Source organism: Pseudomonas sp. NPDC089534 (assembly GCF_044749305.1).
In the GTDB taxonomy this organism is placed as follows: domain Bacteria; phylum Pseudomonadota; class Gammaproteobacteria; order Pseudomonadales; family Pseudomonadaceae; genus Aquipseudomonas; species Aquipseudomonas ekonensis.
On sequence record NZ_JBIVHR010000087.1, the window covers coordinates 1 to 25,301 of the forward strand.

Genomic DNA, 25,301 nt, shown 5'->3' on the forward strand with positions numbered 1-25,301 from the left:
CCGACGGCCTGAAGGACGGCGAGGGCGGCTGGCTGCTGTTCGAGTTTCTCGAAGGCGCCGAAAGCCTGGGCGATGCGTGGAGCCAGGTCGAGTCGTTGCCGGCGCTGGCGGACGAGCAGTCGGCGGTGCTGGCCGAGGCGCTCGGCGCCATCGCGCAGTTGCACGGCCAAGGCCTGTGGCAGGAAGACCTGCACCTGGACAACCTGCTGCGTCACGGCGGGCAGCTGTACCTGATCGACGGCGCCGGCATCCGGGCCGAAAACGTCGGCCAGCCGCTGTCGCGCCAGAAAGTGCTGGAAAACCTCGGCGTGTTCTTCGCCCAGTTGCCCAAGGCGCTGGAGCCGTTCACCGAAGAGCTGCTGGTGTATTACCTGCTGGGCAACAGCGAGCACGCGCTGCCGCTGGAGGCCTTGCAGAAGCAGATCGACAAGGTGCGCGCCTGGCGCCTGAAGGACTACCTGATCAAGGTCGGCCGTGAGTGCACCCTGTTCGCCGTCCGCCGCGGCGCTTTCGCCTTGCGGGCGATCCGCCGCGAAGAGGAGCCTGCGATGCTGCCGGTGCTGGAGCAGGCCGATGCCTTGCTCGACCGTGGCCACCTGTACAAGACCGGCGGCGCGGCCAGCGTCGGCAAGGTCGAGGTCGCCGGGCGTCCGCTGGTGATCAAGCGCTACAACATCAAGGGCTTCGCCCATTGGCTCAAGCGTTTCTGGCGTCCGAGCCGGGCCTGGCATTCATGGCGCGAAGGCAACCGCCTGGCGTTCCTCGGCATCGCCACGCCCAAGCCGCTGGCGGTGCTGGAAACGCGGTTTTTCTGGCTGCGCCGCAAGGCCTACCTGATCACCGAGCACCTGGCGGGGCCGGACATCATCGAGCGCTTTGCGCCGTACGTCGAAAGCGGCGCGGCCCCGGAGCCGGAGCTGAAGGCGCTGGACCGGCTGTTTGCGCAGTTGATCGCCGAGCGCATCAGCCACGGCGACTTCAAGGGCCACAACCTGTTCTGGCAGGGCGACCGTTGGGCGCTGATCGACCTGGACTCGATGTGCCAGCACGGATCGGCCAGCCGCTTCGCGCCGGCCTATGCGCGCGACCGCGCGCGGTTCATGCGCAACTGGCCTGAGGGCAGTGCGTTGCACCGGGTGATCGATCAGCGGTTGCCCAAGGATGTCTTGGGCGCTGCGTGAGCACGTAAGAGGTTTCTGCAAAGGAAATCGGGCAAGGCATGTGGCGACAAATTCTTATGACTTGTCCTACGGCCTTGCCAGAACCCATAACTGCCCCCCGTAAAGCCCCGATGTTAGTTTGCCCTGATGTTTCTGGAGGGCAAATCTTGAAGAACCCAACGGTTGTGACGACTGGCCAATCTACCGACGTCCGGCGCCCTTTACGCGGTGGTGCTGCCGTACACGATCCATTGCCAGCCCAAGGACGGCAAAAACAATATTTGCCGGCGAACAAGCCTTAGGTGATTCCATTGCCCTCGGCCAGTCAGTACGGCGACTTCATCGTTTATGTCGATGAGAGTGGTGATCATGGGATGCAGACTCTGGATCGCAACTATCCGGTCTTTGTGCTCGCGTTTTGCGCCTTTCATAAGAAACATTACTGCGAGAAAGTCATTCCGACCCTGCAGAAGTTCAAGTTCACCCATATGGGGCATGATCTGATTGGTCTGCACGAGCTCGAAATCCGTAAAGAAAAGGGAGCGTTCTCCGGCCTGTTCATATCCAGGGAACACAAGAATGCTTTTCTTGAGGAGCTGACCTGCATCATTGAAGCCAGCAACTTCATTCTGATCAGTTGTGTGATAGACAAAGCCTCGCTTCGTGAAAAACAAGGCCCGGGCCACAACCCCTACCACCTTGCTCTCGGCTTTTGTCTGGAAACGCTCTATGAGTTTCTGCAGGAGAAGAATCAGCAGCGGGCACTGACGCATGTGATTTTCGAGCGCCGGGGGAAGCGGGAGGATAACGAGCTTGAGCTGGAGTTTCGCAGGATGTGCAGTGGCGCGAACCGATTGGGCATTCAACTGCCGTTTGACATCATCTTTGCCACCAAGCAGGTGAACTCCACTGGATTGCAGTTGGCTGATCTTGTTGCGAGACCCATTGGCATGAGCGTGTTGAGGGCGGGTCAAGAGAATCGGGCTTTCGACGTGCTCAAGCGCAAGTTCTATTGCAGCGGCGGCCGGAACAAAGTTGGAGAGGGTTTCGAAAATTGGGGGCTGAAGATTTTCCCGTCCCCAGAAAGCGAAAAGCCCCGGTGATCTCACCGAGGCATTAGCGCCGACCGGGATCCCCCAGTCCATTTGCGCTTGAGTCTATGGCGGGGTATGCGGCATGTCAACGCAGCGTCCGGCCAGTTCCCGCTAGAGGTTTGTCGGTGCTTTTAAGCTATAATCCCGCCCTTTAGCTGTCTCTCGCCCGGTGCGAGGGCACATCATCTTTTCAAGGCGCACCGCGCCTGCATGCAGACTAAAGAGGCTAGACCCCTGTGGCATTGACGATTCTTGGCCTGTCCGGCGCCCTTAGCCATGATCCTTCCGCAGCCTTGTACATCGACGGCAAGCTGGTGGCGGCGGCTGAAGAAGAGCGCTTCGTGCGCGATAAACATGCAAAGAACCGCATGCCCTACGAATCGGCGAAGTTCTGCCTGGAACAGGCCGGCATCAAGCCGTCCGACGTTGACGTGGTGGCGATCCCGTTCGCCCCGATCAGCCTGTTCGGCAAGGCCCGCTGGCACTACGCCAAGCGTTACTGGTACGCCCCGGACCGCGCCCTCGACGCGATCCTGATGGGCAACCGCCGCTACAAGCGCTACCGCAAGAAGATCGTCTGGTGCCTGGAGCAACTGGGCTTCGATCCGAAGAAGATCAAGATCGAGCCGGTCGAGCACCACCTGGCCCACGCCTCCAGCGCCTACCACTGCTCGGGCTTCAAGGAGAAGACCGCGATCCTGGGCATCGACGGCAAGGGCGAATACGCCACGACCTTCTTCGGCTACGGCGAAAACGGCAAGATCCACAAGATCAAGGAATTCTTCGATCCGGACTCCCTCGGCGGCCTGTACGGCGCGATCACCGAGTTCCTCGGCTTCGAAATGCTCGACGGCGAATTCAAGGTCATGGGCATGGCGCCGTACGGCGACGCCAGCAAATACGATTTCTCGCGCCTGGCCTCGTTCGAGAACGGCGAGTTGGTGATCAACACCGACTACGCCAACGTCATCGGCCTGCGCCGCTACAAAGAGAAAGGCAAGGGCTTCTACTTCTCGCCGAAGCTGATCGAATGGCTCGGCCCGAAACGCGAAGGCGACATAGCCGACGAGCCGTACATCCACTACGCGGCGAGCATGCAGGCGCTGTTCGAGAAACTGGCGCTGCAGATGATCGACCACTACCTGGGCGACGTGCTCAAGGAGACCGGCAAGCTGGCCTTCGCCGGCGGCTGCGCCCTGAACGTCAAGCTCAACCAGAAGATCATCGCCCGCGACGACATCAAGGAACTGTTCGTGCAGCCGGCGTCCGGCGACGCCGGCACCGCGGTCGGCGCGGCGGCCTATGTGTCCCACGCCCGCGGCGTGCCGGTCGAGAAGATGGAACACGTCTACCTCGGCCCGTCGTACAGCAACGAAGACGTGATCGCCGCGTGCGCCCGCCACGAGAACAAGCCGGTCTGGCGCAAGCTGGACAACATGCCCGAGCAGATCGCCAAGATCATGGTCGACGGCAACCCGGTGGCCTGGTTCCAGGGCCGCATGGAGTTCGGCCCGCGCGCGCTGGGCGGTCGTTCGATCATCGGTTGCCCGAGCGTCGAAGGCGTGGCCGACCGGATCAACCACCAGATCAAGTTCCGCGAGCGCTGGAGGCCTTTCTGCCCGTCGATGCTCGACACCGTCGCGCCGCAGATGATCAAGATCGACCATCCGGCGCCGTTCATGACCTTCACCTTCGAAGTGGCGGAAGAGTGGAAGACCCGCGTGCCGGAAGTCGTCCACGAAGACGGCACCTCCCGTGCCCAGGTGCTCAAGCGCGAATACAACCCGCGCTACTACGACATGATGAAGGCGCTGGAGAACCTGACCGGCAACGGCGTGTCGCTGAACACCTCGCTCAACCGCCGCGGCGAGCCGATGATCTGCTCGCCGACCGATGCGCTGAACATGTTCTTCGGTTCCGATCTGCAGTACCTGATCATGGAAGACATTCTGGTGGTCAAAGAAGGCGCAAACGCTTATGACACGCTCGGCTGAACGCCATGTGCTGCAGTTCTGCCACGGCTATGACGGGCCGTTCCTGGACTGCGCGCGGCAGTACGCCAGCCTGTTCGCGGGCACCGGCTATCGGGTGACCACGGTCTTCCTGACCGGGGCCGCCGACAGCGAGGTGGCCGCGGCCTGCGCTTCCGACGAAGTGCTGTTCATGGAATACAGCTCCAAGGCCATCCGTGGCCTGAAGCTGGGCGCCATCGGCGATCTGCGCAAGATCGCCGCTTCGCGCAACTTCAGTTTCTGCATCGCCCACCGTTTCAAGCCGATCTACATCGCCTTGCTCGGCACCTCGCTGCCGGTGATCGGCGTGCACCATGCGTTCGGCGATTACAAACGCGGTTCGCGCAAACTGTTCGCCCACCTCTTCCGCAAGCGCCTGAGCCTGCTCGGCGTGTCGGACGCGGTGCGCGACGACATGCGCGGTTGCCTGCCGAAATGGCCGGCGACCCGGATCCAGACCCTCTACAACCGCATCGACGTGGGGGCGTTGCAGACCCGTCAGGTGTCGGCCCGCGAGGCCCGGGAAACCCTGGGGCTGGCGGCGGACGCCTGGATCGTCGGCAACGTCGGCCGCCTGCACCCGGACAAGGACCAGGCCACCCTGCTGCACGGTTTCGCCGCGGCGTTGCCGGGGCTGCCGGCCAACAGCCAACTGGTGATCCTCGGCAAGGGGCGTCTTGAGGACAGCCTCAAGGCCCTCGCCCGTGAGCTGGGCATCGGCGACCGGGTGCTGTTTCTCGGTCAGGTGCCGGACGCGCGCAATTACTTCCGTGCCTTCGATGTGTTTGCCCTGAGCTCCGACCACGAGCCGTTCGGCATGGTGCTGCTGGAGGCCATGGCCGCCGGCGTGCCGTTGCTGGCGACCGCTTGCGGCGGGGCGAAGGAAGTGGTCGAAGGCGTGGGGATCCTGTTCCCGCTCGGCGATGCCGAACACCTGGCCCAGGGGCTGCAGTACCTGGCCGGGATGGACGAACAGCAGCGCCGCCAATGCGCCGAACTGATGTTCGACCGGCTGCGCGAGCGGTTCTCCGACCGTGCGGTGCGCGACACGTTCTGGCGTTTGCCGCAAGTCACCGATCTGGCACCGAGGGGCTGATGCTCAATCGTTTTCAAGGCTGGCGCGAACGTGGCTGGTCGCCCGTCGACGCCTCCACTTATGCACAGGCCTGGCAGCGTTTCGGCGGCAGCGTCGCGACCCACCCGATGGTGGTCGAGCGTCTGGCCGGCCTGGCCGGGATCCCGGTGCGTTACCTGGCCTGGGAACAGCAAGGCGAAATCAAGGCCGCGATCCCGACCTGGGGCCGCGATCTGGCGTTGTCCAAGGACGTGCTCAAGCGCAGCGGCAAGAAGGGCCTGTTCGACCTCGGCAACGCCGAGCTGATCCTGCCGGCGGCGCCCGACGCCCAGGCGCCGCTGCGCCATCGCGGCCGCTACCTGTCGGCGCTCAACGAAAACCGCTTCGGTGGCCTCAAGCCGCAGGCTGAACAGCTGGCCATGGCCCGCACGCCCGAGGAACTGTCCAAGAAGTTCCGCTACAACCAGCGCCGCGAACTGCGCCTGCTGGAAGAGGCGGGCGGCGTGGTGCGGCCGGTGGGCGAGTTCTCCAGTGCCGAGCTGGCGGCGATCTACTGCGACCTGTTCCAGCGTCGCTGGGGCTTCCCGGCCACCGGCGCGGCGCGGATGGCCGAGGTGATCGAGCTGTTGCGCGAGCTGCTGATCGGCTCGGTGATTTTCCTCAACGGTGCGCCGATCGCCATCCAGCTGGTGTACCGCGTGGAGGCGCCGGAGTGGATCAGCGTCGAATACATCAACGGCGGCGTCGACCCCGAAACCCGTGAGTTCAGCCCCGGCAGCGTGCTGAGTTTCCTCAACACCCAGAGCGCCTGGGAAGATGCCCGCACGCTGGGCAAGCCGCTGCGCTTTTCCTTCGGTCGCGCCGACCGTGAATACAAGGATCGCTGGTGCAATCCTGTGCCGGTGTTCACCGTATGAGTCAGCCCATGAGCCGCAAGCAGCAACTGCTCAAGCGTCACCGGCGCAACAAACGCATCGGCCTGCTGGTCGCCCTGATCGTTCTGGCCGCGTTGGGCGTGGCGGTGGCGTGGTGGTTGCCGCCGCTGCTCGCGGTGCTCGGCTGGATCGCCCACGAGGCCTGGTTCGCCGATCACCTGTTCTATTCGCCGAAGGACGACTACCGCTACAGCTTCCCGCCGTTCACCCCGCAGCCCAAGGTGCACCTGAGCGGTGGGCAACTGCGCCTGGATGACGGCGTGATGCTGGTGGAGGACGCCACCCTGATCCTCGCCCTGAAGGTGAAAAGCACCTGGCTGGGACGGTTTCTCGATCCACGGGTCGAGCTGCTGGGCGGCGACAACCCTGATGCCCAGAGCTTCGAGCGAGGCGTCAACGGCCTGCGCTACCTCAACCTGAGCGGTCAGGCCCAGGCGCTTGCGCAAGGCCGGCTGCGCCTGCGCGGACGTTTTTGCCGCGTGTCCGGCGAGCCCGTGCTGTGGGCGCTGGAGCAGCCGGACTACCGCCGTCAGCGGGTGATGGTGATCGCGCCGCACGCCGACGACGCCGAACTGGCGGCCTACGGCCTGTACAGCCAGGCCGACGAGGCCTGGATCGTGACCCTGACCGCCGGCGAGATCGAAGCCGACCACTACCGGCAGATGGGCATGGACAAGGTCGAGGCGGCCCGGCTCAAGGGTCGCCTGCGCGCCTGGGACAGCCTGGCCGTGCCGCGCTGGGCCGGCGTGCCGCAGGCGCATTGCGTGCAGCTCGGCTACTTCTGCCTGCAACTGGCGGCGATGCAGGCCGCGCCGAATCAGCCGGTGGGTTCGCGGGAAGCCGACCTGAACGACACCCGGCTGTTCCGCCGGTTGAATCCGTTCACGTTGCCCGGCGATGCCGACGGCGCGCCGACCTGGAACAACCTGCTGGCCGACCTGCGCGAAGTGCTGCTGCGGGCACGTCCCGACGTGATCGTGCTGCCGCACCCGACCCTCGACCCGCACCCCGACCACCTCTGTTCGCAGCAGGCGGTGATGCAGGTGCTGGAGGGCCTGGACTGGCAGCCGACATTGCTCGGCTATGCCAACCACCTGCACGACAACGACCGCTGGCCGATGGGCGACAACGGGCAGGGCATCGCGCTGCCGCCCGCGTTCGACGCGACGGTGCCGATGCAGCCGCTGTGCCTGCCGTTGTCGGTCGCGCAGCAGCGCGACAAGGCCATGGCGCTGGGCATGATGCACGACCTGCGGCCGCCGGCCCCGTTCAAGCGGCGCCTGCGACGTTGCATCCAGCGGCTGCTGGCGGGCCGCAAGCCGTCGGTGTACGGCGAAAACGAATTCTTCAGAAAAGCAGTCCGGCGCCAGGAGTTGTTCTGGCTGATCAGGCAGGGTGAGACAGGCGTCCAGCGGGGAGAGGTATGAGTCAACGTTCAAAGGTGCTGCAGCTGCAGCCGGACTACAACGTCAAGGCCCATGATTTTGCCGACCTCGCGGAGCAGATCGTCAAGGCCCTGCCCAAGGACCGCTATGAGGTGACCGCCGCGTTCCTGCGCGGCAAGCCCGGCCCGGGCGAGCCGGTGAGCCGCGCCGACCGTTCGGTGTACTTCGAGTTTTCCGACAAGTCCCTCAAGGGCATGCGCCTGCGGGCGATGTGGCAGCTGTACAAGTTCTGCCGCCGGGAAAAGTTCGACGTGGTGATCTGCAACCGCTTCAAGCCGGTGAACATGATGCTGGCCCTCAACCGCTGGCTGAAGGTGCCGCTGTGCATCGGCATCTCCCATGGCTTCGGCGAGTACGACCGCTTCTACCGGCGGCGCCAGACCCAGCGCCTGATCGACCGGCACTGGCGCTTCGTCGGCGTGTCGCCGGCGGTCAAGCAGTACCTGCTGGACTGCGCCTGCGGCTTCACCGACGCCAACACCTGGGCCATCACCAACGCCATCGATATCGAGCAGGCCGAAGGGCTGCAGCACAGCCGCGAGCGTGCCCGCGAACTGCTGGGGATCGACCCGCACGTGCGTCTGGTCGGCGCCCTGGGGCGCCTGGTGTCGGTCAAGGGCCACACGTACCTGCTGCAGGCCTTTGCCGCGCTCAAGGACAAATACCCGAACGCGCAACTGGCGATCATCGGCGCCGGCCGCCTGCAGGCGCCGCTGGCCGACGAGATCGCGCAACTGGGCCTGAGCGGCCGCGCGCACCTGCTCGGCTTCAAGGAAAACGCCCTGCAGTACGTTCGCGCCTTCGACATCTGGACCATGCCGTCGCTGGCCGAAGGCCTGGGCCTGGCCCTGCTGGAGGGCATGAGCGGGCATCTGCCGGTGATCGCCTCGAACGTGCCGGCCATGCTGCCGCTGATCGAAGGCGCCGGCGGCCTGGCGGTCGCGCCCAAGGACGTATCGGGCCTGACCGCGGCGCTGGACGCCTACCTCGGCCTGTCGGATGACGAGCTCAAGGCCAAGGGCGCGCAGGCCTACCGCTATCTGCAGGAACAGCATGACATCGAGGTGTTCCGTCAGGAGTACCTGAACCTGATCGACTCCGGCCTGGAACAGGCCCGCAAGGAACAGCCATGAGCGACGCAACCGGCATCAGCGATGCCACCGCGCACAACGACGCGCAACCTGTCGTCACCGTCATCATCGCGTCGTACAACCACGGCCCGTACATCGAGGAAAGCATCCTCAGCGTCCTCAACCAGACGTACCCGAACATCGAACTGCTGGTGGTCGACGACGGCTCCAAGGACGACAGCGTCCAGCGGATCACCGCCCTGCAGGCGCAGCACGGGTTCGACTTCCGCGTGCAGCAGAACCAGGGCCTGACCAACACGCTCAACGGCGCCATCGCCCGGGCCAAGGGCAGCCTGATCGTGCCGTTCGGCTCCGACGACATCATGTACCCGGAGCGGATCGCCACCCAGGTCGCGTACATGGACGGCAAGCCGGAGGTGGGCATCTGCGCAGGCAACATCGAGCTGATCGACGCCGACGGCAACCTGTACCCGGAGAAGCGCCAGCGCCGCGACGTGCCGTTCCGCCGCCTGGACTTCGATGACATGTTCCTTGAGCGCAAGCCGTATCCGCCGGCCCCGACCCTGATGATCCGCCGCGAGGCGCTGGAGAAGGTCGGCGGGTTCGACCCGACCATCCGCCTCGAAGACCTGCTGATCGAACTGAAGGTCACCCGTGCCGGCTATTTCATCGACGGCCTGAACGTGGTGATGGCGCGCTACCGCAAGCACGCCACCAACTCCTACAAGAACCACCGGTTCATGATCGACAACATCCTGCGCACCTACGCGCTGTTCAGCGACCATCCGCTGTACGACGAGGTGCGCTTCAAGTCGCTCAACTCGATGTTCCTCAAGACCGCCAACCGCGACCGCAAGCTGGCGCGGGAACTGCTGGCGCAGATCCCGTTCAAGGCCTGGAACAAGAAGACCTGGCGCGGCCTGGGCCGCTTGCTGTTTTCGCCGTTGGAAAAGGACTGACCCCGAAAAGGTCGCCCGGCCTCAGTGGGCGGCCTTTCCCGCCAGGCGCTTCTGGCTGGCCTGGCGCTGACGCAGCCGGTTCAGGAGCGCCCTGCCGGCGGCCATTCCGGGCCGTTCGATGTACAGGAAGGTCAGGCTGCTGATCAGGATCAGCAGGCAGGTGCACACCGCCAGCAGCGGCAGGTAGACCCAGGTTTCCCGCGCGTCGACCTGCAGCAGCAGCGGCAGGCGCTGCACCATCACCCACAGCACGAAACCGTGCAGCAGGTAGGTGCTGTAGCTGATTTCGCCCATCCAGCGGATGCTGCGCGGCTTCAAGGCGCCGAACAACGGATTGCCCGATGCCACGATCACGAAGAAGAGCGAGAGCAGCAGCAGCGGCGGCGTCTTGAATGCCCGGTTGAAGGCGGTGAAGGCCAGCGCCAGGGCAAGCAGTGCGATGATGCCGGCCAGCCGTGTCTGGCTCCAGGCCACCAATTGCGGACGGCGTATCCAGTAGGCCGCCGCGATCCCGCCGAGGAAACTGGCCAGGAAGTGCTTCTTCAGCGAGTGTTCCCAGCCCACCACTTGATACAGCGCATAAATGCCGATCAGGCACAGCGCCACCCGCCACCAGCTGACCCGATAGACGAACACCATCCCGGCCAGTGGCAGCGCCAGGTAGAAGAACACCTCATAGGCCAGCGTCCAGGTCACGTTGGAAATCAGCATGCCGGTTTGCGGATGGCGGTTGATGTCGGGTCGGTCGAACGTCAGCCAGGCCAGGATCTGTTTGGCCAGTTGGCCGCCCGACTCCTTCAGCTCCCAGCCCTGCAGGTGGAACACCGTGACGAACACGAGCAGCATCAGGGGCAGGTACAGCGGATACAGGCGAAACACCCGGGAGATCCCGAACGCCAGCCAGTCGAGCTGGCGGCCGTGGGTCAGCAGCCTGTCCCAGAACAGGAATCCGGTGATCATGAAGAACAGGGCGACGCTGCCTTGACCGAGCATGGCGTAGAGGTTGCTCGGCGGAAAGTCGAAGACCCCGGTCCGCAGGAAGATCCACGTGATGATCGAGTGGTGCACGAACACGCCGAACGCCAGGTAGCCGCGCAGCCCGTCGATGCTGGCGTAGCGGCTCTCTCCCGAGTGCTGGAGGTGCCGGGTGATCTTCGGGACCGCCCGCAGCAGCAGGGCGGCGCAGGCGATGGCCAGCGCATAGGCGGCCAGCGCGATGAGGGGATTGGTTTCGTTCATCAATGAACCCGGGCCGGAGCGGAGCCGGCAAGCACTTGCCTGTGCAGGTTATCCACAGCGGATTTGGACGCCGTCATGGCGTATCCCTGAAGCAGCGCATCGAGGTGATCCTCGAACAGCCAGCGCTTGTCTACGGTGTAGCGTTGCATGTGGCGCAGATTGCGCTGGCGCAGCGACAGGCTGAGCGCCGACGGGTAGATGCGCAGGTCGGCCAGGTCGATCAGCCCGAACTCGCCGTCTTCGAGCACCAACACGTTGCCCAGGTGCAGCGAGCGGAAATACACCCCCCGCTCATGCAACTGCGCCATGAACCGGCCGAAGCGCTCCACCAGCGCCTGGCGCACCGCCGGGGCGGTGATGCCCTGCAGCACCTGGCGCAAGGTATGGCCCGGCAGCGGCGAGTAGTGCACGGCACTGCTGCCGTCGTCCAGGCGATAGAGATCAAGCACCTGGGGCGTCGCGATGCCCATCCGGCGCAGTTGTTCGGTGTTGACGGCAAAGCGTTCCGAATAGGGGTTGAAGCTGCCGGAAGTGTACCAGCGGCGCGGGCGGAACAGCTTCAGGAAGCTGCCGTCCTCCAGGCGCAGGACTTTGGGGCCCAGGCCGTCCTCTTCGATCACCTGGGCATCGCATGCCAACTGCTGCAGCCCGGACGCCGACAGCGGCTTGACCGGCAACGTCAGCAGGCGGCGGGCCCGTTGGTTGATGGTCAGGGCGGCGATCAGCGCCAGAGGGATCCACAGCAGGAACCAGTGCTCCTTCGGTCGGGAAATGATGCCGCCGCCTTCCGTCAGGCCGGCGCCGATGCCGAACACCAGCAGGGCCGAGGCGAGGATCAGCAGCGGTTGCACACGGTGGCGCCAACTGCTCAGCAACCCCCAGGCCTGGAAGAACAGCCAGGGCAGCAGGCCCAGGATGCCGACGTAATAGAGCACGCCCAAGGTGAAGCTGTGGGGTTCGGCGAACTCGTACCCGACCCCCGGGTCGATGGCCAGGCTGGCGTTGTAGCCATGGCCGATCCACGGGTGGTCGGCGATCTTGTGCAGCACCATCTGCCAGATTTCCAGGCGGTAGGAGTCGCCGCGCTCAAGCAGCATCTGACCGAACAGCAAGGACACCGCGATGCCGCTGACGGCCAAGGCGCCGAGCAGGAGCACCGAGCGCCGGTTCCAGCAGATGAAGCACAGCCACAAAGCCGTCAGCGTCAGGGCCACCAGCGGGGTCCTGGAGCCGGTCGCGATCACGGCCATGAACATCACCGCCATGGCCGGCACGCTGAGCCACAGGAACTGCCGGCGCTTGGCGATCATGCTCATGCTCAGCCAATAGGCACTGAAAAAGCCGAACAGGTGCGAGCTCAGCAGCGGGTTGTCGAACGCTCCCCCGCCGACCAGGCGCATGCCGGGGGCGTAGGTGCGGGCGAACATGAACAGGAAGACGGCCGTGGCGACCAAGGCGATCAGCGCCGCGGCGAACAGCAGGGGCTGCAGCAGCTCGCTGCGGTAGCGCACCAGCAGGTAACAGCCGGCGAACAACAGGACGGTATGCAGCGGCGGCTTGAACATCCCGCCCACCGGCTCATCCCCGGCCCCCCAGCACAGGCTGAGCAGCGCCCAGCCGACGAACAGCAGCAATGCGACGATCAGCGGCTCGCGCAGCAGTTCCTTGATTTCCCTGGGGCGCAGGCAAAGGGCGATCAGTGTCGGAATGCTGAACAGCCCATAGAACAGTTTGTGGTGCAGGCTACGCCCAGGCAGGAAAAACAGCGCGCACAGGAGCAGGAGATAGCCGAGGGGAAGTATCCACAGGCAGATGAAATCGAAGACTCGATTGGAAGTACTGTTGAAGCCGCGAAGTTGCATGCTGTGAGATTCAATCCTGAGAAGATTCGGCCATTCGGGTGATGGCTGTTTGATGCTGAATGAGATGCCTAACAATACCAGCCTTTCGCCGATTGCCAGAACCCTGAAGAAGCTGTGCTAAAGTCAGCGTCCTTTTTATCGACTTCTGCGTGATATGACCGACTCCAGTCCCGCCGCAGGCCCATCGAGCCTGAAAATCTACTTCCGACTGCTCGGCTATGTCCGGCCGTACATCAGTCTGTTCCTGATCAGCATCGTCGGTTTCCTGATTTTCGCCTCGACGCAGCCGATGCTCGGCTACATCCTCAAGTACTTCGTCGACGGCCTGTCCAACCCCGAGGCGGCGCTGTTTCCCTCCGTGCCTTACCTGCGCGACCTGCAACTGCTGCAGGCCGTGCCGCTGCTGATCATCCTGATCGCCGCGTGGCAGGGGCTGGGCTCCTACCTGGGCAACTACTTCCTGGCCAAGGTCTCCCTGGGCCTCGTGCATGACCTGCGGGTGCAGCTGTTCAACAATCTGCTGGTGCTGCCCAACCGCTATTTCGACAAGCATAACTCCGGCCACCTGATTTCGCGTATCACCTTCAACGTGACAATGGTCACGGGGGCGGCAACAGATGCGATCAAGGTCGTAATCCGTGAGGGCATGACCGTCGTCTTCCTGTTCGCCTCGCTGCTGTTCATGAACTGGAAGCTGACGCTGGTGATGGTCGCGATCCTGCCGCTCATCGCCTTGATGGTGCGCACCGCGAGCAAGAAATTCCGCAAGCAGAGCAAGAAGATCCAGCTGGCCATGGGCGACGTGACCCACGTCGCCTCGGAAACCATCCAGGGTTACCGCGTGGTGCGCAGCTTCGGCGGCGAAGCCTATGAAGAGAAGCGCTTCTTCGACGCCAGCCAGGGCAACACCGACAAGCAACTGCGCATGACCCGCACCGGCGCGATCTACACGCCGCTGCTGCAACTGGTCATCTACACCGCCATGGCGATCCTGATGTTCCTGGTGCTGTTCCTGCGCGGCGACGCCTCGGCCGGCGACATGGTGGCCTACATCACCCTGGCCGGCCTGCTGCCCAAGCCGATCCGCCAGCTGTCCGAAGTCAGCTCGACCATCCAGAAGGGCGTGGCGGGCGCCGAAAGCATCTTCGAACAGCTGGACGTCGAGCCGGAAATCGACACCGGGACAGTGACACGCGATTCGGTCACCGGCCGTCTCGACGTGCGCAACCTGAGCTTCACCTACCCGGGCACCGACCGGCAGGTGCTCGACGGCATCAGCTTCTCGGCGGAGCCGGGGCAGATGGTGGCGCTGGTGGGCCGTTCGGGCAGCGGCAAGTCGACGCTGGCCAACCTGATTCCGCGCTTCTACCACCACGACAAGGGCGAAATCCTGATCGACGGCGTGGAAGTGGAACAGTACAAACTGCTGAACCTGCGCCGGCACATCGCCCAGGTGACCCAGCACGTGACCCTGTTCAGCGACACCGTGGCCAACAACATCGCCTACGGCGACCTGGCCGGCGCGCCGCGCGAGGACATCGAGAAGGCGGCCCGCGACGCCTACGCCATGGATTTCATCGCGCAACTGCCCCAGGGCCTGGACACCCAGGTCGGCGAAAACGGCGTGCTGCTCTCCGGCGGCCAGCGCCAGCGCCTGGCGATCGCCCGCGCCTTGCTCAAGAACGCGCCGCTGCTGATCCTCGACGAGGCCACCTCGGCGCTCGACACCGAATCCGAGCGGCACATCCAGGCGGCGCTGGATCAGGTGATGAAGGGCCGCACCACGCTGGTGATCGCCCACCGCCTGTCGACCATCGAGAAGGCCGACCTGATCCTGGTCATGGACCAGGGCCGGATCGTCGAGCGCGGCACCCACGAGTCGCTGCTGGCGCAGAACGGCTACTACGCCCGCCTCAACGCCATGGGCCTGGACGCCCCGGCCGAAGACATCGCCTGACGCCCTTCCGGCATGGCGGGGGAGCAGGCTCCCTCGCCGCAGGTTTCGGTTTGTATCCGATCCTTTACGCTTCTTGACCAAACCGGAATAAATCCCGGCACCGTGCTTGTTAAGGTTTCTGAACGAACCCTTAACCTGAATCGAAGGGGCCATCCCCTTCGCGCGGATCCTGCCATGCTGCAACGTTATCTCTGGAAGCTGCTGCCCAAGCCGCAGCGGGCCTTTCTGCTGGGCCGCCTGTCGGTGGTCGACCGGCAGGTGGTGAACAAATCGATGTCGGCCGAGCGGACCTTCCCCAAGGCGTTCGAGCAGCGTTCGTGCCTGTTCATCCATGTGCCCAAATGCGCCGGCAGCAGCGTGTGCAAGGCCCTGTTCGACGACTGGCGTCCCGGCCACCTGCCGCTGTACTGGTACGAACAGCAGTTTCCCGAACAATACGCCGCCGCGTACAAGTTCGCGTTCGTGCGCGACCCGCTGGAGCGCGCCTATTCGGCCTACGCCTTCCTGCGCGGCAACGAACTGGGCAGCCGTGACCATGCGGCCCAGCAACTGGTCAGGCGCTACCGCGACTTCGACGATTTCGTCGCACGCTGGCTGCACGCCGAAACCATCCCGCGGCAACTGCACTTCGCCGCGCAGACCGATTTTCTCGTCGATTCGCTGGGGCATCCGGCGCTGGATTTCATCGGCTACCAGGAACACCTGGAGCGGGATTTCCGTCTGGTCTGCGAGCAGTTGGGCATCGCGGGCCGGTTGCCGCACGTCAACGGCTCCCGCCAGCGCCAGCCGATGCCGGCGCGGGAGTTCTGCTCGTTGCGCACGCGGCGGCTGGTGCGTCGGGTCTACCGGCGCGACTACGAGTTGCTCGGCTATGAATGAGGCGCTTGCGGCACTGTCGCCGGCGGCGATCCGTCCCTACACCCTGGCGCTGTCCCATCGGGCCAGGGCCGCGCTGAAGGCCCAGCACCCGCGCTGCCTGTGGCTGACCGGGCTGTCCGGCGCCGGCAAGTCGACCCTGGCCAACGCCCTGGAGATGCAGTTGCACCACGCGGGCCGGCACACCTTCCTGCTCGACGGCGACAACCTGCGCAACGGTTTGTGCCGGGATCTGGGCATGGACGATGCGGGCCGCCGGGAAAACGTCCGGCGCATGGCCGAAACGGCCCGGTTGATGGTCGATGCGGGGCTGATCGTCATTGTGGCGGCCATTTCGCCGTTCCGCGCCGACAGGGACGCCGCGCGGCGGCTGTTCGCCGAGGGCGACTTCATCGAAGTGCACGTGAGCACCGCCCTGGCGGTCTGCGCGCGCCGCGATCCCAAAGGGCTCTACCAGGCGGCCCGGGAGGGGCGGATCAGCCGGTTCACCGGCATCGACAGCCCCTACGAGGCACCGCTGGCGCCGGAATGCCGGATCGACACCGAAAGCGTCGAGCTGTCCGAGGCGTGCAGCCGGCTGTCGGAGATCCTGATCAGGAAATGAGCGGAAAAGCGTTCTGTTTCATCCTGTTGCAGCCGCTGCACAAGCCTTCGCCAACCCTGTGCTAATATCGCGCCCCTGTTCATTTTGTATGTGGGTTGCTCCATGAAGTTGTCCATGCCGCGATTCGATCAAGCCCCTGTCTTGGTGGTCGGCGATGTCATGCTCGACCGTTACTGGCATGGTGGTACCTCACGGATTTCCCCTGAGGCGCCGGTTCCGGTCGTAAAGGTCGAGCAGATCGAAGACCGTCCGGGCGGCGCCGCCAACGTTGCCCTCAACATTGCCGCGCTAGGTGCGCCGGCGTCGCTGGTCGGCGTGACCGGCGACGACGAGGCCGCCGACAGCCTGAGCAACAGCCTCAAGGGCGCGGGCGTGCGGGCCCTGTTCCAGCGCATCGCGCACCAGCCGACCATCGTCAAGCTGCGGGTCATGAGCCGGCACCAGCAACTGCTGCGCATTGACTTCGAAGAACCGTTCGCCACCGACGCCCTGGCCCTCGGCGCACAGGTCGACGACCTGCTCGAAGGCATCAAGGTGCTGGTGCTGTCCGACTACGGCAAGGGCGCGCTGAAAAACCATCAGGCGCTGATCCAGGCCGCCCGCGCCAAGGGCATCCCGGTGCTGGCGGACCCTAAGGGCAAGGACTTTTCGATCTACCGCGGCGCCAGCCTGATCACCCCGAACCTCAGCGAGTTCGAGACCATCGTCGGCAAGTGCGCCGACGAGCACGAGCTGGTGAGCAAGGGCGCGGCGCTGATGCACGACCTCGAGCTCGGCGCGCTGCTGGTCACCCGCGGCGAACACGGCATGACCCTGCTGCGTCCGGAACACCCGGCGCTGCACCTGCCGGCCCGCGCCCGCGAAGTGTTCGACGTGACCGGCGCCGGCGACACGGTGATCTCCACCCTGGCGGCGGCGATCGCCGCCGGCGAGGACCTGCCCCATGCGGTGGCGCTGGCGAACCTGGCCGCCGGCATCGTGGTGGGCAAGCTCGGCACGGCGGCGATCAGCGCCCCGGAACTGCGCCGCGCGATCCAGCGCGAAGAGGGCTCCGAGCGCGGCGTGCTGGGGCTTGAGCAACTGCTGCTGGCGGTGGCCGATGCCCGGGCGCACAACGAGCGGATCGTGTTCACCAACGGTTGCTTCGACATCCTCCACGCCGGCCACGTGACCTACCTCGAGCAGGCGCGGGCCCAGGGCGACCGCCTGATCGTGGCGATCAACGACGACGCCTCGGTCAGCCGCCTGAAGGGGCCGGGCCGGCCGATCAACAGCGTCGACCGGCGCATGGCCGTGCTGGCCGGCCTCGGTGCGGTGGACTGGGTGATCAGCTTCCCCGAAGGCACCCCGGAAAACCTGCTGCGCGAGGTCAAGCCGGACGTGCTGGTCAAGGGCGGCGACTACGGGATCGACCAGGTGGTCGGCGCCGACATCGTCAAGGCCTACGGCGGCACGGTGAAGGTGCTGGGGCTGGTGGAAAACAGCTCCACCACGGCGATTGTGGAAAAGATCCGCGGCAACTGACCCGGCGAACACCTTGCCTGCGGCAAGGTGTTCGCCCTGTGGCGAGGGAGCTTGCTCCCGCTGGGTCGCGAAGCGGCCCCCTCATCGATGAAATGAGCGCTTCGCACTCAAGCGGGAGCAAGCTCCCTCGCCACAAGGCCCCGCCGATCAACCCGCCTTGCGCGGTACGATCTTCTTCAGCAGTTGCGTCGCCTTGCCCCGCAACCGGGCCAGCCCCGTGTCCTTGGCGGGGGCGGTCAGCCCTTGCTGGCGCAGCCAGTCCTTCCAGCGGATCCGCTCATCGCGCACCAGCCAGCCATCCTGCCGGGCAAAGCTTTCGGCCAGGTACAGGCCGCGGGTGCCGGCCGGGTGCAGCTGGCCTTTCTTCAGTGTGTACAGCTCGGCCAGCGGCTCGCCGTCCTGCAGCGGCATCAGGTAAAGGTCCGGACGCTTGCGGTCCAGCCGCGCCACCAACTGGTCGCCTTCCAGACGCTCGTCCACATGGAACAGGCTCAGGTTCTTGGCTTCCTTGGGCACGTCCAGGCGCAGATCATAGATCAACTGCAACGAGGCGGTCGGCAGGTGCACATAGGCCCGCGGACGCTCCAGCAGTTGCAGGCTGGCGCAGCGCACCGGCCGCGCCGAGCCGGATTCCGGCGTCAGGCGAAACGGCAACGCCTCGCGGTAATGCAGCGCCGCGGCATAGGGCGCCGGCAGCCAGGTGTCGTTGAAGCGCCCGCCGAGCCAGCCTTCGGGCGTTTCCAGGAGGCATTCCTCGGCGATTTCCTGAATCGCCGTGTGCAGCGGCAGGTTCAGCTCATGGGCCGGCACGTAGCCGGAAATCAGTTTCAGCACCACGTCGCCGCGATCCTGCCGGCGCTGGCGCACCAGCACCCAGTAGTCGCGGTTCTGCCAACGCAGGGTCAGGCGCACCGACACCCCGAGGTTGGCCAGCTCCAGCGCAAAGCGCTCGGCGTCCGGCACCGTGACCGGGCGCCGCCGCTGCAGGGTCTGGGCGAAGTTCAGCGGCCTGCCGACGCTCTGGTAGGTCAGGCCCTCGGGCGTCGCTTCGACGAACAGCGGCAGGGTCTTGAAGTTGCTCGGGTTCTTTCTGATGAGCGTGCGCGGCATGTCGGCTCCTGCTTAAGGCCGCGGGGCGGCGTCAGAGACCACGAAGGACCTGTGCAACGGTCGCGACGTTGTGGGCGAGGTGCAGCGGGTTGATCGTCCCGACGATGGCGCTGGCAACGCCGGGCTGCCCGAACAGCAGCTCAAAGCTGGCGCGCACCGGATCCACGCCGGGAGCGAGGCATATGTGGCCGCTGGCCAGGGCTTTCTTCACCAGAATGGCCTTGCCGTGGGCAGCAGCATAGTCAATGACGGCCTTCTCGTTCTGTTCGTTCAGATTGTAGGTGACCATCGCGCAGTCGCCTTGCTCCAGCGCCTTCACGCCGCCCTCGACGGTCTTGCCGGAAATGCCGAAGCCGCGGATCTTGCCTTCGGCCTTGAGCGCCGCGAGGGTTTCGTACACCTCGCAGCCTTCGAGGATGGCCATGTCGTTGCCGTCCGAATGCACCAGCACCAGGTCGATGAAGTCGGTCTCCAGCCGTTGCAGGCTGCGTTCCACCGACATCCGCGTGTGGGCGGCGCTGAAGTCGTGGCGCGACTGGCCGTCGGCGAACTCTTCGCCGACCTTGCTGACGATCACCCACTCATGGCGCTGGCCGCGCAGCAGCGGGCCGAGGCGCTCTTCGCTGCGGCCGTAGGCCGGGGCGGTGTCGATCAGGTTGATGCCCAGGTCCCGGGTGAGCTTGAGCAGCATCCGGGCTTCGTCGTCGTCGGGGATGCGGAAGCCGTTGGGGTACTTCACGCCCTGGTCGCGGCCAAGCTTGACCGTGCCCAGGCCCAGCGGCGAAACGCTCAGGCCGGTGCTGCCCAAGGGGCGGTGCAGATCGTGCAGGGTCGCTTGGCTCATGGCAGCAGTTGCTCCCAGGCCGGCACGCCCAGGGGCGGCTTCGGCAGGGCCGGCAGGGCGGCAGGGGCGCCCGGCTTGATGCCGTCGCGCTCCAGGGCGGCGAGCACGCGGTCGGCGAAGTCCGGCGCCAGGGCCAGTTTGGTCGGCCAGCCCACCAGCAGGCGGTCCTGTTCGGCGAGGAAGGCGTTGTCGGGGCGGGTCAGGCCGGACTGCAGCGGTTCGGCGCGGTCCACCCGCAGGGTCGCCCATTGCGCGTTGCCGAGCTCGATCCAGGGCAGCAGTTGGCCAAGTTCCTTCTGTGCGGTGGCGATCTGTTCGGCCGGCTCGCGGGCCACGCCGTCGGCTTCGGCGATGTCGCCGCCCAGGTACCAGACCCACTGGCCGTCGGCCGCCGGGTGGGTGGTCACGGTGATGCGCGGCTTGGTGCCGCCGCCCAGGCAGTGGGCGTACAGCGGCTTCAGGCCAGGGCCCTTGACCATGATCATGTGCAGCGGACGGGTCTGCATGGCCGGCTGGCTCAGGCCCAGCGCCGCCAGCAGGTCGGCGGTGCCGGCGCCGGCGCTGAGGACGATGCGCTGGGCGCGGATCTCGCGTTCGTCCACCTTAAGGCCCGCCAGCGCTCCGTTCTCCCGCAGCGGTTCGATCTTCTGGCCGGACAGCAGGCCGTCGCCGGCCAGCTCCGCCAGGCGCGCGATCAGGCTCGGCACGTCGATCACCAGTTCGGCCAGGCGATAGACCTTGCCCTTGAAGCGCTTGTCCTGCAGGGCCGGCGGCAGTTGCTCGCCCTTGACCTGATCGACCCGCCCGCGCACCGCCTTGCTGGCGAAGAAACTGGTGAGGTTGCCCGCCAGGGTGCCCGGCGACCACAGGTAATGGGCCTCGGACAGCAGGCGCACGCCGGCAAGGTCCAGCTCGCCGGTGCCGGCCAGGGCCTCGCGCCAGCGGCGCGGCATGTCGGCGATGGCTTCCGAGGCGCCGGTCAGGGCGCCGTGCAGCGCGTACTTGGCGCCGCCATGGATGATGCCCTGGGACTTCACGCTCTGCCCGCCGCCGAGGCTGGCGCTTTCCACCAGCACGGTCGAAAAGCCCTGGCGGCGCAGGCGCGCGTTCAGCCAGAGACCGGCGACACCGGCGCCGACAATCAGCACGTCGGTGGAAATTGTGGATGGCATGCGACGACCTCAGTGTTCAAGACGAGGGCGCAGTATACAGACTCGGGGGAAAGGGGATTTGCTGCTGATCATCCGTGCGCAAGGCTACACAAACCTGTGGCGAGGGAGCTTGCTCCCGCTGGGGCGCGGAGCGGCCCCAAAGGCGCGTCGGCCGGTGAGCGACTGCTTCGCAGCCGAGCGGGACGGTGCGGCGATCCGACAAGCTCCCTCGCCACAGGGTTGGCCTTCAGTGGCCGGCAGTCTTGGAGAACAGCTGGATCACGACGACGCCCAACACGATCAGCGCCATGCCCAGCATCGCCGGGATATCCAGTTTCTGCCCATAGATGAACAGCGCCGCCACGCTGACCATCACGATGCCCATGCCGGCCCACACCGCGTAGGCGACGCCCACCGGCACGCTGCGCACCACCAGCGTCAGCATCCAGAAGGCAATGCCGTAGCCGACGATGACCAGCAGCAGCGGCAGGGGCGTGCTGAAGCCCTTGACCGCTTTCATCGAGACAGTGGCGATCACTTCGGCGCAGATGGCAATGGCCAGGTAGGCGTAGGCGGTCATGGTTCGATCCTCATGTGAAACGTTGCTTTCTGAGGTCGGCATTTTAGGGCTTGTCCGGATGCGGTAAAGTCATTACCTATCTGTTAAAGAGATGGGTTGCGCAATGAACATGCAATGGAACCTGGATCAACTGCGGGTATTCGTGGACGTGGCCGAGCAGCGCTCGTTTTCCGCCGTGGCGCGCCGGCAACGCAAGGCGCAGTCGGCGATCAGCAGCGCGGTCGCCCAGTTGGAGGATGACCTGGGCGTCAGCCTGTTCGAGCGCAGCAGCGGGCGCCAGCCGAGCCTCACCGAGGCCGGCGAGGCGCTGCTGGAGGACGCGCGGGAAGTGCTGCGCCAGTGCGAACGCCTCAACGGCCGGGCGATCGCGATGATGCGCGGCGAGGAAGCGCAGCTGCGGGTGGCCCAGGACGAGGCGATGCCCTATCAGGCCCTGGTGGAAAGTTTCGGCGCGCTGGCCGAGCAGTTCCCCAGCCTGGAGGTGCAGCTGACCAGCGCCGCCCAGGGCGAAGTGGCGCGCAAGCTGGTGGAGCGCCGCGCCGACCTGGGGCTGCTGTTCTATCACGATGAAATCCCCGAAGCGCTGGAGCGCCGGGTGCTGGGTAGCGTGGACATGGTCACGGTCTGCGGCGTCAACCATCCGCTGGCGGCGCAGCCGTACGTCGACGCCCGGCAACTGGCGCAGCACCGGCAGTTGCTGATGTCGACCCAGACCAGCGTCTACCCCGGCAACGAGCCCGCCAGCCCGCAGGTGTGGCGGGCCGACAGCTTTTACGTGATGGCCGAGTGGCTGGTGCGGGATCTGGGCTGGGCCTGGCTGCCGCGCCATGTGGTGCAGTATTCGGCGTACCAGGGCCTGATGGTCGAGCTCGACAGCGAATGGACGCCGCCGGCGCTGGTGGTGGAGTTGGTCTGGCGCCGCGACGAACCGCTGGGCCCGGCGGCCCGCTGGTTGGCCGAACGATTTGCCGTGCACTTGCGGGCGATCGGCGACAAAAGCCGATAGACTGCGCCGCCATGAATAGAACTCTTTACTCCGCGCTGTTTTACCTGGGGCTGCCGCTGGTGGCGATTCGGCTGTGGCTGCGTTCGCGCAAGGCGCCGGCCTACGCCAAACGCATCGGCGAGCGTTTCTCCTACGGGATGCCGGCGCTGCGGCCCGGCGGGATCTGGGTGCACGCGGTGTCGGTGGGCGAAAGCATCGCCGCCGCGCCGATGATCCGCGCCTTGCTGCAGCGCTATCCGCAGCTGCCGATCACCGTGACCTGCATGACCCCCACCGGTTCGGAGCGGATCCGCGCGCTGTTCGCCGACGAGCCGCGCATCCAGCACTGCTACCTGCCTTACGACTTGCCCTGCGCGGCCGCGCGCTTCCTCGACCGTGCGCAGCCCAAGCTTGCGGTGATCATGGAAACCGAACTGTGGCCCAACCACATCCACCAGTGCGCCAAGCGCGGGATTCCGGTGGCGCTGGCCAACGGGCGGCTGTCCGAGCGTTCGGCCAAGGGCTATGCGCGGTTCGGCAAGCTCACCGGGCCGATGCTGGCCGAGATGAGCCTGTTCGCCGTGCAGACCGAGGCCGAGGCCCGGCGTTTCCGCGACCTGGGCGCACGGCCGGAGACGGTCGAGGTCACCGGCTCGATCAAATTCGACCTCACCGTCGATCCGCAATTGCTGCAGCGCGCCGCCGAACTGCGCGGGCAGTGGCAGGCGCTGGAGCGTCCGGTGTGGATCGCCGCCAGCACCCATGTCGGCGAGGACGAAGTGGTGCTCGACGCCCACCGTCGCCTGCTGGCCAGCCATCCCGATGCGCTGCTGATCCTGGTGCCGCGTCATCCGGAACGCTTCAACGCTGTGTTCGAACTGTGCCAAGGGCAAGGCTTCGCCACGGTGCGCCGCTCCACGGGCGCGAATGTCGAGGCCGGCACGTCGGTGCTGCTCGGCGACACCATGGGCGAACTGCTGTTCCTGTACGCCTTGGCCGACAGCGCCTTCGTCGGCGGCAGCCTGGTGCCCAACGGCGGGCACAACCTGCTGGAGCCGGCGGCCTTGGCCAAACCTGTGATCAGCGGCCCGCACCTGTTCAACTTCCTCGACATCGCCGCGCAGCTGCGCAGCGCCGGGGCGTTGGCCGAGGTGGACGACGCCGAAGGATTGGCGGTTGAAGTGCAGCGCCTGTTCGAGCTGCCCCGGGATGCGCAGCGCATGGCCGAGGCGGGGCTGGACGTGATGCGCCGCAATCAGGGGGCGTTGCAGCGGTTGCTGGACGGGTTGGGCCGGCTGATCGGCCGCCCATGAAAAAACGCAGCCCTCGGGCTGCGTTTTTTGTTTCAGGGGCGAGCCTTGAGCTGCGCTTCCGCCGCCGAGGCCAGGTCCGGCGGCAGGAAGTCCTTGTCCGGGTTGTAGTCGGGCTTGAGGTAGCGGGTCAGGTCCTGCAGGTCGCCGGGGTTGAGCGTGCCGGCCGCCTGCTTCAGGCGCAGGTTGTCGAGGATGTAGTCGTAGCGGGTGTTGTTGTAGTTGCGCACCGAGGTGTAGAGCTGGCGCTGGGCGTCGAGCACGTCGACGATGTTGCGCGTGCCCACCTGATAACCGATTTCCGTGGCTTCCACCGCGCTCTGGTTGGAGATGATCGACTGGCGGCGCGCCTGCACCTGCTCGACGTCGGTGTTGACCGCGCGGTGCAGGTTGCGGGTGCTTTCGACGATCTGCCGGCGCAGGGATTCGCGCTGCTGCTCGCTCTGGTCCAGTTGCGCATAGGACTGGCGCACCTGGGAGCTGGTCAGCCCGCCGCTGTAGATCGGGATGTTCAGTTGCAGGCCCACGGTGCTCTGCTCGACGTTGCCGCGGTAGGGTGTGCCGAAGGCGTTCGGGTTGGCGAAGCCGAGGGCGTCGTTGTCGCCCTTTTCGTATTTGGCCACCGCATCGAGGGTCGGCAGGTGGCCGGCCTTGCGTTGCTTGAGGGTCTGCTCGGCCGAACTGACGGCGTAGTTGCTGGCCAGCAGGTTGAGGTTCTGCTTGGCGGCGGTGTCGACCCAGGCCTTGGCGTCGTTGGGCGCCGGCGGCAGGATCGGCAGCGTGTGCACGATGCCCTGGATCGAGTTGTACTGACGGTTGGTCAGGGTGATCAGCGCCTCGAACGCGTCATCGACCTGGCGCTGGGCGACGATCCGGTTGGCCCGGGCGGTGTCGTAGCTGGCCTGGGACTGGAGCACGTCGGTCTTGTCCGACAGGCCCACGTCGAAACGCTCGTTGGACTGGTCGAGCTGGCGCTTGAACGCGGCTTCCTCGGCCTTGGTCGAGGCCAGGTTGTCCTGGCTGCGCAGCACGTTGAAGTAGCTTTCCGCCGATTGCAGGATCAGGTTCTGCTCGGTGGCCGACAGTTGCAGGGCGGCCTGCTCGTCGACGTCCTTGGCGGCCTGGTACTGGAACCAGCGGTCGGCGCGGAACAGCGGCTGGGCCAGGGTCGCCTGGTAGGAGTGGGCGCTGCGGTTGGCGGTGGCCGAGGGCTGATCGATGCTGGTGCGCACGTTGGCCACTTCGGCGCCGCCGGAGAGGTTGGGCAACAGCCCGGCGCGTGCCTGGGGCACCACTTCCTTCTGGGCGCCGTACTGGGCGCGGGCGGCGGCCAGGTCGGCGTTGTTGTCGACCGCTTCCTGGTAGACGCTGACCAGGTCGGTCTTGGTCGACAATGGCGCTTCCGCTGCCCAGACCATGGCGTTGGACGCACAAGACACGGCGACAGCCAGTGAGAGTTTGCGCAGCATGAGGCGATCCCTAGCTTGA

At 65.8% G+C, this 25,301-nt stretch carries 21 protein-coding genes; 14 read left to right on the forward strand and 7 right to left on the reverse strand.

Features of this window, described 5'->3' with window-relative positions; all coding sequences use genetic code 11:
• From ACIP0B_RS22355 to ACIP0B_RS22390, 8 genes are all read left to right on the forward strand, one after another.
• Nucleotides 1-1,181: lipopolysaccharide kinase InaA family protein (locus ACIP0B_RS22355; protein WP_400836094.1), on the forward strand; the 1,181-nt coding region annotated here is incomplete at its 5' end.
• A 281-nt stretch (nucleotides 1,182-1,462) separates the two neighbouring features.
• The gene (locus ACIP0B_RS22360) at nucleotides 1,463-2,263 is read left to right on the forward strand and encodes a DUF3800 domain-containing protein (protein ID WP_400836096.1); all 801 of its coding nucleotides are present in this window, start codon (nucleotides 1,463-1,465) and stop codon (nucleotides 2,261-2,263) included.
• Nucleotides 2,264-2,490: 227 nt separating this feature from the next.
• On the forward strand, nucleotides 2,491-4,248 hold the full coding sequence (locus tag ACIP0B_RS22365; RefSeq protein WP_085585299.1) for a carbamoyltransferase: 1,758 nt from the start codon (nucleotides 2,491-2,493) through the stop codon (nucleotides 4,246-4,248).
• Complete coding sequence (locus tag ACIP0B_RS22370; RefSeq protein ID WP_400836098.1) at nucleotides 4,232-5,362, forward strand: glycosyltransferase; 1,131 nt, start codon at nucleotides 4,232-4,234, stop codon at nucleotides 5,360-5,362. Before ACIP0B_RS22365 ends, ACIP0B_RS22370 begins: the two co-directional genes overlap by 17 nt.
• Complete coding sequence (locus ACIP0B_RS22375; protein WP_400836100.1) at nucleotides 5,362-6,258, forward strand: antimicrobial resistance protein Mig-14; 897 nt, start codon at nucleotides 5,362-5,364, stop codon at nucleotides 6,256-6,258. The genes ACIP0B_RS22370 and ACIP0B_RS22375 overlap by 1 nt, the downstream gene beginning before the upstream one ends.
• A gap of 8 nt (nucleotides 6,259-6,266) precedes the next feature.
• On the forward strand, nucleotides 6,267-7,703 hold the full coding sequence (locus ACIP0B_RS22380) for a PIG-L family deacetylase (RefSeq protein WP_400836102.1): 1,437 nt from the start codon (nucleotides 6,267-6,269) through the stop codon (nucleotides 7,701-7,703).
• The gene (locus tag ACIP0B_RS22385; protein ID WP_400836104.1) at nucleotides 7,700-8,854 is read left to right on the forward strand and encodes a glycosyltransferase family 4 protein; all 1,155 of its coding nucleotides are present in this window, start codon (nucleotides 7,700-7,702) and stop codon (nucleotides 8,852-8,854) included. Before ACIP0B_RS22380 ends, ACIP0B_RS22385 begins: the two co-directional genes overlap by 4 nt.
• Nucleotides 8,851-9,771, forward strand: coding sequence for a glycosyltransferase (locus tag ACIP0B_RS22390; RefSeq protein WP_400836106.1), 921 nt, complete (start codon nucleotides 8,851-8,853; stop codon nucleotides 9,769-9,771). Before ACIP0B_RS22385 ends, ACIP0B_RS22390 begins: the two co-directional genes overlap by 4 nt.
• A 21-nt stretch (nucleotides 9,772-9,792) precedes the next feature.
• Here the strand turns inward: ACIP0B_RS22390 and ACIP0B_RS22395 are convergent, their stop codons facing one another.
• Together ACIP0B_RS22395 and ACIP0B_RS22400 are read right to left on the reverse strand one after the other, a co-directional pair.
• Nucleotides 9,793-11,010 carry an acyltransferase family protein gene (locus ACIP0B_RS22395; protein WP_400836108.1) on the reverse strand — a complete coding sequence of 406 codons (1,218 nt, stop codon included), beginning with the start codon at nucleotides 11,008-11,010 and terminating at the stop codon, nucleotides 9,793-9,795.
• The gene (locus ACIP0B_RS22400; protein WP_400836110.1) at nucleotides 11,010-12,872 is read right to left on the reverse strand and encodes an O-antigen ligase family protein; all 1,863 of its coding nucleotides are present in this window, start codon (nucleotides 12,870-12,872) and stop codon (nucleotides 11,010-11,012) included. The genes ACIP0B_RS22395 and ACIP0B_RS22400 overlap by 1 nt, the downstream gene beginning before the upstream one ends.
• A gap of 154 nt (nucleotides 12,873-13,026) precedes the next feature.
• On the opposite strand from ACIP0B_RS22400, the gene msbA reads away from it, so the two are divergent.
• From msbA to hldE, 4 genes are all read left to right on the forward strand, one after another.
• Nucleotides 13,027-14,829, forward strand: coding sequence for a lipid A export permease/ATP-binding protein MsbA (gene msbA / locus ACIP0B_RS22405; protein WP_400836112.1), 1,803 nt, complete (start codon nucleotides 13,027-13,029; stop codon nucleotides 14,827-14,829).
• 174 nt (nucleotides 14,830-15,003) lie between these two features.
• A complete protein-coding gene (locus ACIP0B_RS22410; RefSeq protein ID WP_400836114.1) occupies nucleotides 15,004-15,708 on the forward strand; it encodes a sulfotransferase family 2 domain-containing protein in 705 nt (234 codons plus the stop codon).
• Nucleotides 15,701-16,309 (forward strand): adenylyl-sulfate kinase, encoded by a 609-nt coding sequence (gene cysC, locus ACIP0B_RS22415; RefSeq protein ID WP_400836116.1) that lies wholly within the window; start codon nucleotides 15,701-15,703, stop codon nucleotides 16,307-16,309. Before ACIP0B_RS22410 ends, cysC begins: the two co-directional genes overlap by 8 nt.
• A gap of 102 nt (nucleotides 16,310-16,411) precedes the next feature.
• Nucleotides 16,412-17,833 carry a bifunctional D-glycero-beta-D-manno-heptose-7-phosphate kinase/D-glycero-beta-D-manno-heptose 1-phosphate adenylyltransferase HldE gene (gene hldE, locus ACIP0B_RS22420; RefSeq protein ID WP_400836118.1) on the forward strand — a complete coding sequence of 474 codons (1,422 nt, stop codon included), beginning with the start codon at nucleotides 16,412-16,414 and terminating at the stop codon, nucleotides 17,831-17,833.
• 147 nt (nucleotides 17,834-17,980) lie between these two features.
• Here hldE and ACIP0B_RS22425 read toward each other — a convergent pair whose 3' ends face one another.
• The 4 genes from ACIP0B_RS22425 to ACIP0B_RS22440 form a co-directional block, all read right to left on the reverse strand.
• Nucleotides 17,981-18,943, reverse strand: coding sequence for a metal ABC transporter ATPase (locus tag ACIP0B_RS22425; RefSeq protein ID WP_400836120.1), 963 nt, complete (start codon nucleotides 18,941-18,943; stop codon nucleotides 17,981-17,983).
• A gap of 31 nt (nucleotides 18,944-18,974) precedes the next feature.
• Nucleotides 18,975-19,787: an aldo/keto reductase gene (locus tag ACIP0B_RS22430; protein ID WP_400836122.1), complete on the reverse strand. Its 813-nt coding sequence runs from the start codon at nucleotides 19,785-19,787 to the stop codon at nucleotides 18,975-18,977.
• The gene (locus ACIP0B_RS22435) at nucleotides 19,784-20,959 is read right to left on the reverse strand and encodes an NAD(P)/FAD-dependent oxidoreductase (protein WP_400836123.1); all 1,176 of its coding nucleotides are present in this window, start codon (nucleotides 20,957-20,959) and stop codon (nucleotides 19,784-19,786) included. The genes ACIP0B_RS22430 and ACIP0B_RS22435 overlap by 4 nt, the downstream gene beginning before the upstream one ends.
• 226 nt (nucleotides 20,960-21,185) lie before the next feature.
• Nucleotides 21,186-21,518 (reverse strand): multidrug efflux SMR transporter, encoded by a 333-nt coding sequence (locus ACIP0B_RS22440; RefSeq protein WP_085585270.1) that lies wholly within the window; start codon nucleotides 21,516-21,518, stop codon nucleotides 21,186-21,188.
• A 103-nt stretch (nucleotides 21,519-21,621) separates the two neighbouring features.
• Here ACIP0B_RS22440 and ACIP0B_RS22445 point away from each other — a divergent pair, with 103 nt between their 5' ends.
• Both ACIP0B_RS22445 and waaA read left to right on the forward strand, forming a co-directional pair.
• Complete coding sequence (locus tag ACIP0B_RS22445) at nucleotides 21,622-22,524, forward strand: LysR family transcriptional regulator (RefSeq protein WP_085585268.1); 903 nt, start codon at nucleotides 21,622-21,624, stop codon at nucleotides 22,522-22,524.
• 11 nt (nucleotides 22,525-22,535) lie between these two features.
• Nucleotides 22,536-23,816 (forward strand): lipid IV(A) 3-deoxy-D-manno-octulosonic acid transferase, encoded by a 1,281-nt coding sequence (gene waaA / locus ACIP0B_RS22450; RefSeq protein ID WP_400836126.1) that lies wholly within the window; start codon nucleotides 22,536-22,538, stop codon nucleotides 23,814-23,816.
• Between the two features lie 32 nt (nucleotides 23,817-23,848).
• Here waaA and ACIP0B_RS22455 read toward each other — a convergent pair whose 3' ends face one another.
• A complete protein-coding gene (locus ACIP0B_RS22455) occupies nucleotides 23,849-25,282 on the reverse strand; it encodes a TolC family outer membrane protein (RefSeq protein WP_400836128.1) in 1,434 nt (477 codons plus the stop codon).
• Between the last annotated feature and the right edge of the window lie 19 nt (nucleotides 25,283-25,301).

Bases quoted from the DNA above. Each gene is read 5' to 3' on its own strand.
- ACIP0B_RS22370 (WP_400836098.1), top strand. From the start codon at position 4,232: ATGACACGCTCGGCTGAACGCCATGTGCTGCAGTTCTGCCACGGCTAT.
- ACIP0B_RS22375 (WP_400836100.1), top strand. From the start codon at position 5,362: ATGCTCAATCGTTTTCAAGGCTGGCGCGAACGTGGCTGGTCGCCCGTC.
- ACIP0B_RS22380 (WP_400836102.1), top strand. From the start codon at position 6,267: ATGAGCCGCAAGCAGCAACTGCTCAAGCGTCACCGGCGCAACAAACGC.
- ACIP0B_RS22385 (WP_400836104.1), top strand. From the start codon at position 7,700: ATGAGTCAACGTTCAAAGGTGCTGCAGCTGCAGCCGGACTACAACGTC.
- ACIP0B_RS22390 (WP_400836106.1), top strand. From the start codon at position 8,851: ATGAGCGACGCAACCGGCATCAGCGATGCCACCGCGCACAACGACGCG.
- ACIP0B_RS22395 (WP_400836108.1), bottom strand. From the start codon at position 11,010: ATGAACGAAACCAATCCCCTCATCGCGCTGGCCGCCTATGCGCTGGCC.
- ACIP0B_RS22400 (WP_400836110.1), bottom strand. From the start codon at position 12,872: ATGCAACTTCGCGGCTTCAACAGTACTTCCAATCGAGTCTTCGATTTC.
- msbA (WP_400836112.1), top strand. From the start codon at position 13,027: ATGACCGACTCCAGTCCCGCCGCAGGCCCATCGAGCCTGAAAATCTAC.
- ACIP0B_RS22410 (WP_400836114.1), top strand. From the start codon at position 15,004: ATGCTGCAACGTTATCTCTGGAAGCTGCTGCCCAAGCCGCAGCGGGCC.
- cysC (WP_400836116.1), top strand. From the start codon at position 15,701: ATGAATGAGGCGCTTGCGGCACTGTCGCCGGCGGCGATCCGTCCCTAC.
- hldE (WP_400836118.1), top strand. From the start codon at position 16,412: ATGAAGTTGTCCATGCCGCGATTCGATCAAGCCCCTGTCTTGGTGGTC.
- ACIP0B_RS22425 (WP_400836120.1), bottom strand. From the start codon at position 18,943: ATGCCGCGCACGCTCATCAGAAAGAACCCGAGCAACTTCAAGACCCTG.
- ACIP0B_RS22430 (WP_400836122.1), bottom strand. From the start codon at position 19,787: ATGAGCCAAGCGACCCTGCACGATCTGCACCGCCCCTTGGGCAGCACC.
- ACIP0B_RS22435 (WP_400836123.1), bottom strand. From the start codon at position 20,959: ATGCCATCCACAATTTCCACCGACGTGCTGATTGTCGGCGCCGGTGTC.
- ACIP0B_RS22440 (WP_085585270.1), bottom strand. From the start codon at position 21,518: ATGACCGCCTACGCCTACCTGGCCATTGCCATCTGCGCCGAAGTGATC.
- ACIP0B_RS22445 (WP_085585268.1), top strand. From the start codon at position 21,622: ATGAACATGCAATGGAACCTGGATCAACTGCGGGTATTCGTGGACGTG.
- waaA (WP_400836126.1), top strand. From the start codon at position 22,536: ATGAATAGAACTCTTTACTCCGCGCTGTTTTACCTGGGGCTGCCGCTG.
- ACIP0B_RS22455 (WP_400836128.1), bottom strand. From the start codon at position 25,282: ATGCTGCGCAAACTCTCACTGGCTGTCGCCGTGTCTTGTGCGTCCAAC.